The sequence below is a fragment of the Pseudomonas sp. PA-4-8C genome (genome assembly GCF_021606625.1).
In the GTDB taxonomy this organism is placed as follows: domain Bacteria; phylum Pseudomonadota; class Gammaproteobacteria; order Pseudomonadales; family Pseudomonadaceae; genus Aquipseudomonas; species Aquipseudomonas lactis.
On record NZ_WKCD01000363.1, the window covers coordinates 1 to 4,630 of the forward strand.

Genomic DNA, 4,630 nt, shown 5'->3' on the forward strand with positions numbered 1-4,630 from the left:
CTTGTACACGGCTGCACGGCGCCCGGCGATGGTGGTACTCAGTGGTGATGAACCGGCGCTGTTGGGGTCGCTGGATGGCGCCTTGCTGGCGCTGGAACGCCAACTGGTACGCCGGTATCCCCATCACCTGCAACCTTCGCAACCCTGCGGTGTGTGGGAGTTGCGCGCTGCCTTGGCCGCCCGCTATACCTCGTCGCCCACCCGCTGCTGGCAAGCGGATGAGGTGTATGTGGGGGCGGACCTTCAAGGCGTACTGGGCATCCTCATTGATGCCCTGGGCCTCAAAGGCACCGTGGTGGTGGTTGAATCGCCCTGCGATTACCTGGTGTTGCGCCTGCTACAGGCCGCTGGCGTACGGGTTATTGAATGGCCCTGGCGTGCCGACGGCCGTCCGGACCTGGCCACATTGGAGCACCTGCTGCGCCATGAACCGGTGCACCTTGTGCTGCTCTCATCCGTGGTCAGCATGCCCTCGGGTAACACCATGACCGAACCCGAGCGGCTGCACGTAGCGCGACTGCTCGACCAGCATGGCTGCTGGTTGCTGGAGAACGATACCTTCGGTGACCTGAGCTTTGCGCCGCCCGGGCCGGCCTTGCGCAGCCGGGTCAACCCAGAGCGGCTGATCGTGTTTTCTTCGTTCGAAAAGGTGTTGGGCCCGGAAGCCCCCTTTGGTTACCTGCTGGCGCGGCAGATGAGCAGTGAATTGCAGCGCCAATTCTTGCTGCGTTCATTTCGACTGTCTGCTATCCGACAACGCGCCATTGCCCGGCTTTATGAGAGTGGGCGGTTTGACCAGCACCTGCAGACGCTGCGTCAGCGCCTTCACGAGCAGGCCCATGCCATGAGTCACCGCTTGGATGTGCGTCTGCAAGGACGTGTGCATTACCGCATGCCCGTGGCCGGGGCGAGTTTTTGGTTGCAGTCGACGGCGCCGGTGGACATGCGCCTGGTGTTTCAGCGCATGCTCGCCCAGCAGGTGGTGATTGCCCCGGGCGAGCTGTTCAGCCTCAGTGGTTTGCATCACCAGCATATGCGCTTGAGCCATACCTTTAGTGGCCATCCCAACCTTGACATCGCCCTGGATACGCTGGCGCAGTCACTACGGCAGGCGCAGACTGAGTAGGAGCGAGCTTGCTCGCGAAAAACGTCAACGATAACGCGCGCTGCCTGAATAAACGCGGCGCTTGTGAGTTTTTCGCGAGCAAGCTCGCTCCTACAACTATCCAATGTGGGAGCTGGCCTGACAGCCGGTCAGGCCGAGTGCATATCCTCACCTCAATTATGCGAAATTTCTCTTCAGGCTGTCGGATCGATACCGTCGCGCAGTAGTCCAACTCTCAGTAAACTGTCATTTTTTCCGAATCCTTCTTTTCGAGGTTTATGCATGACTATCAGTCCTTTTGCGGGCAAACCGGCGCCAGCCCAGTTGCTGGTGGATATCCCGCGACTGGTCACGGCCTACTACACCGGCCAGCCTGATGCAGCGATCTCCACTCAGCGCGTGGCTTTTGGTACCTCCGGGCACCGTGGCAGTTCGTTCGAACTGAGTTTCAACGAGTGGCATGTGCTGGCTATCAGCCAGGCCATCTGCCTGTACCGCGAAGCCCAGGGCATCACGGGCCCATTGTTTGTCGGCCTGGATACCCATGCATTGTCGACGCCAGCCGGTGCCAGTGCCTTGGAAGTCCTGGCGGCCAACGGCGTGCACGTGATGCTGGCCGAGGGCGACGAGTACACGCCGACGCCGGCGATTTCCCACGCCATCATTTGCTACAACCGTGGCCGTACCAGCGGCCTGGCGGACGGCATTGTGATTACACCGTCCCACAACCCGCCGCAAAGTGGCGGCTACAAGTACAACCCGCCTAACGGTGGCCCAGCCGATACTCACGTCACCAAGTGGATCGAAGCCAAGGCCAACGAACTGCTCGCCAACAAGCTGGCCGGGGTCAAGCGCATCACTCACGCCCAGGCGCTCAAGGCAGACACCACCCATCGCCATGACTACCTCAACAGCTACGTGGCCGACCTGATCAACGTGATCGACATGGACGCGATCCGTAGCGCCGACCTGCGCTTGGGCGTGGATCCATTGGGCGGAGCAGGGGTGCGCTATTGGTCGGCGATTGCCGAGCACTACCGCTTGAACCTGGAGGTGGTGAATACCGAGGTCGACGCAACCTTCCGCTTCATGAGCGTCGACTGGGATGGCCAGATTCGCATGGACCCGTCTTCCAGCTACGCCATGCAAAGCCTGATCGGGCTCAAGGAACGCTTCGACGTTGCGTTTGCGTGTGACCCGGACCACGACCGCCACGGCATCGTCACGCCCTCTGGTGGCTTGCTGGCGCCCAACAACTACCTGGCGGTGTCCATCGACTACCTGTTCCAGAACCGTCCGGACTGGCGTGCCGACGCGGCCGTAGGCAAGACCGTGGTCAGCAGCGGCCTGATCGACCGCGTCGCAGCGCGCATCGGCCGTCGCCTGTACGAAGTACCGGTGGGCTTCAAGTGGTTTGCCGATGGCTTGTTCGAAGGTTCGTTGGGGTTTGGCGGCGAAGAAAGCGCCGGCGCCTCGTTCCTGCGCAAAGACGGCAGCGTGTGGAGCACCGACAAGGACGGCCTGATCCCGGCCTTGCTGGCCGCAGAAATGACCTCGCGCAAAGGCCAGGACCCGAGCCAGATCTACCGTGGCTTGACCGATGCCCTGGGTGAGCCGTTCGCCATTCGCGTGGATGCCAAGGCCACTCCAGCGCAAAAAGCCCTGCTGGGTAAACTGTCGCCGGAGCAGGTCACGTCCACGCAATTGGCCGGGGAGAGCATCCAGCAGATCCTCAGCCATGCGCCGGGCAACAACCAAGCGATTGGCGGTTTGAAAGTCATGACCGAAAACGGCTGGTTTGCCGCACGGCCTTCGGGCACTGAGGACATCTACAAGATCTACGCCGAGAGCTTCATTGGCGAAGAACACCTCAAGCAACTGGTGGAAGAGGCGCAGGTGTTGGTCGATGGTGCAATCAGCCAATAACTGACACTGTATGTAGGAGCGAGCTTGCTCGCAAAAAACGTCAACGATAACGCGTGCTTCTGAATGAACGCGGCGTCGGTGAGTTCTTCGCGAGCAAGCTCGCTCCTACATGATCAGGCGAGGTCCACCAGCACAATTTCGCTGTCTTCAATCGCCGTCACCCGCAATACCTCTTCATCCTCCACCGCCACACCGTCTCGCGCCTTTGCCTGCACACCATTGACTTCAATCACGCCCGTGGCGGGCACCAGGTAGGCACGGCGACCGCTGTCCAACCGGTACTCCGCGCTTTCCCCGGCCTTCAGGTTCGCCGCCACCAAGCGTGCATCCGCACGAATCCGCAAGCTTTCAATGTCGCCAGCCTTACCACTGGCCAGCGTTACAAATCCCTCGCGGTGGCCTTGTGGAAACGGTTTGGCGCCCCAGGACGGCGGCAAGCCAGCCTCATTGGGAATGATCCAGATCTGAAAGATCTTGGTGGGCGTAGCCTCCAGGTTGTACTCGCTGTGGGCAATGCCGGTGCCCGCGCTCATTACTTGCACGTCGCCGGCTTCGGTGCGGCCTTTGTTACCCAGGTTGTCGGCATGGCTGATGGCCCCTTCGCGCACATAGGTGATGATTTCCATGTCGCGGTGCGGGTGCTGGGGAAAGCCGCTGCCGGGGGCGATGATGTCGTCGTTCCACACCCGCAGGTTGCCCCAGTGCATGCGCTGGGGGTCGTGGTATTCGGCAAAGGAAAAGTGGTGATGAGCGTCAAGCCAGCCATGGTGGGCGCCGCCCAGGGTGTTGAAAGGTCGAAGTTCAAGCATGATCGTCTCCTGTTGATGGGCCTATCATCCAGCAGCGCATGATCGAGAAAAAGCGTAAAAAACGCCTGTTTATGATTCATTTATTCGATGGTTAACCCCGGTGTTCACTTTCACTTCATCGCCTAACTGCATGACAGCAAAGCATTTGGCTGGAACTGAGCGGCGTTTCCGGCGACCATGACGGCTTGGTCAAAACAAGCTCACCGCAGGAGTCCGCGTGTCGCAACAACAGCCTGATCTGCCCCCCGAATTGCGCCCCTTGGCTGAGATGCCACTGTTGAAGCGGCTTGCCGCTCGCCTGTTCGGCCATGGCCTCACCCGTTTGCGTGCGCAACATCGGTTTTCCTGGTTGCATGGCCAGGCCGACGGCTTTCGCAGTGGGCATGAGGCGGGCGTTGAATACGGTTACCGCGAGGGCAAGGCCGATGGCATTGAAGAGGGCCGCCAGGTCCTGTTGATTCGTGACTTTCGCCCCGATGAGCACCGGGCGCCAGGCATAGATGACAGCCTGTTCGACGATTGGCGGTTGCCGCTCACCGCAGAGCTGAAGAAACGCATGAAGGCCGATGTCGCACGCCTGCTGCCAGCCCACGCGCAGCCAAGTGCGGCGCAATGGAAGATGATCTTCAGCGACACGCCCTCGACCTCAGTGATTGCGGGCGCAGGCGCCGGCAAGTCGACGTCCTTGGTGCTGCGCATCCTGCTGCTCAGCCATTACCTGGGCTTTGAGCTAAGTTCCATGACGGTGGTGACGTTTACCCGCGAGTCGCGCAAGGACTTCATCAACAAA

The 4,630-nt window shown here is 60.6% G+C and carries 4 protein-coding genes; 3 read left to right on the forward strand and 1 reads right to left on the reverse strand.

Going from position 1 to position 4,630, the window contains the following annotated elements; translation table 11 throughout:
• Together GIW04_RS28080 and pgm are read left to right on the forward strand one after the other, a co-directional pair.
• On the forward strand, nucleotides 1-1,126 hold a 1,126-nt coding region (locus GIW04_RS28080), incomplete at its 5' end, for an aminotransferase class I/II-fold pyridoxal phosphate-dependent enzyme (protein WP_236479422.1).
• Nucleotides 1,127-1,387: 261 nt separating this feature from the next.
• Nucleotides 1,388-3,031: a phosphoglucomutase (alpha-D-glucose-1,6-bisphosphate-dependent) gene (pgm, locus tag GIW04_RS28085; RefSeq protein ID WP_034135596.1), complete on the forward strand. Its 1,644-nt coding sequence runs from the start codon at nucleotides 1,388-1,390 to the stop codon at nucleotides 3,029-3,031.
• Between the two features lie 113 nt (nucleotides 3,032-3,144).
• Here pgm and GIW04_RS28090 read toward each other — a convergent pair whose 3' ends face one another.
• Nucleotides 3,145-3,840, reverse strand: coding sequence for a pirin family protein (locus GIW04_RS28090; protein WP_034135597.1), 696 nt, complete (start codon nucleotides 3,838-3,840; stop codon nucleotides 3,145-3,147).
• Between the two features lie 217 nt (nucleotides 3,841-4,057).
• On the opposite strand from GIW04_RS28090, the gene GIW04_RS28095 reads away from it, so the two are divergent.
• The coding region (locus GIW04_RS28095) for a UvrD-helicase domain-containing protein (protein WP_236479423.1) at nucleotides 4,058-4,630 on the forward strand (573 nt) is incomplete at its 3' end.

Excerpts from the sequence above, each read along its gene's own strand:
- pgm (WP_034135596.1), top strand. The coding sequence starts at position 1,388 with ATGACTATCAGTCCTTTTGCGGGCAAACCGGCGCCAGCCCAGTTGCTG.
- GIW04_RS28090 (WP_034135597.1), bottom strand. The coding sequence starts at position 3,840 with ATGCTTGAACTTCGACCTTTCAACACCCTGGGCGGCGCCCACCATGGC.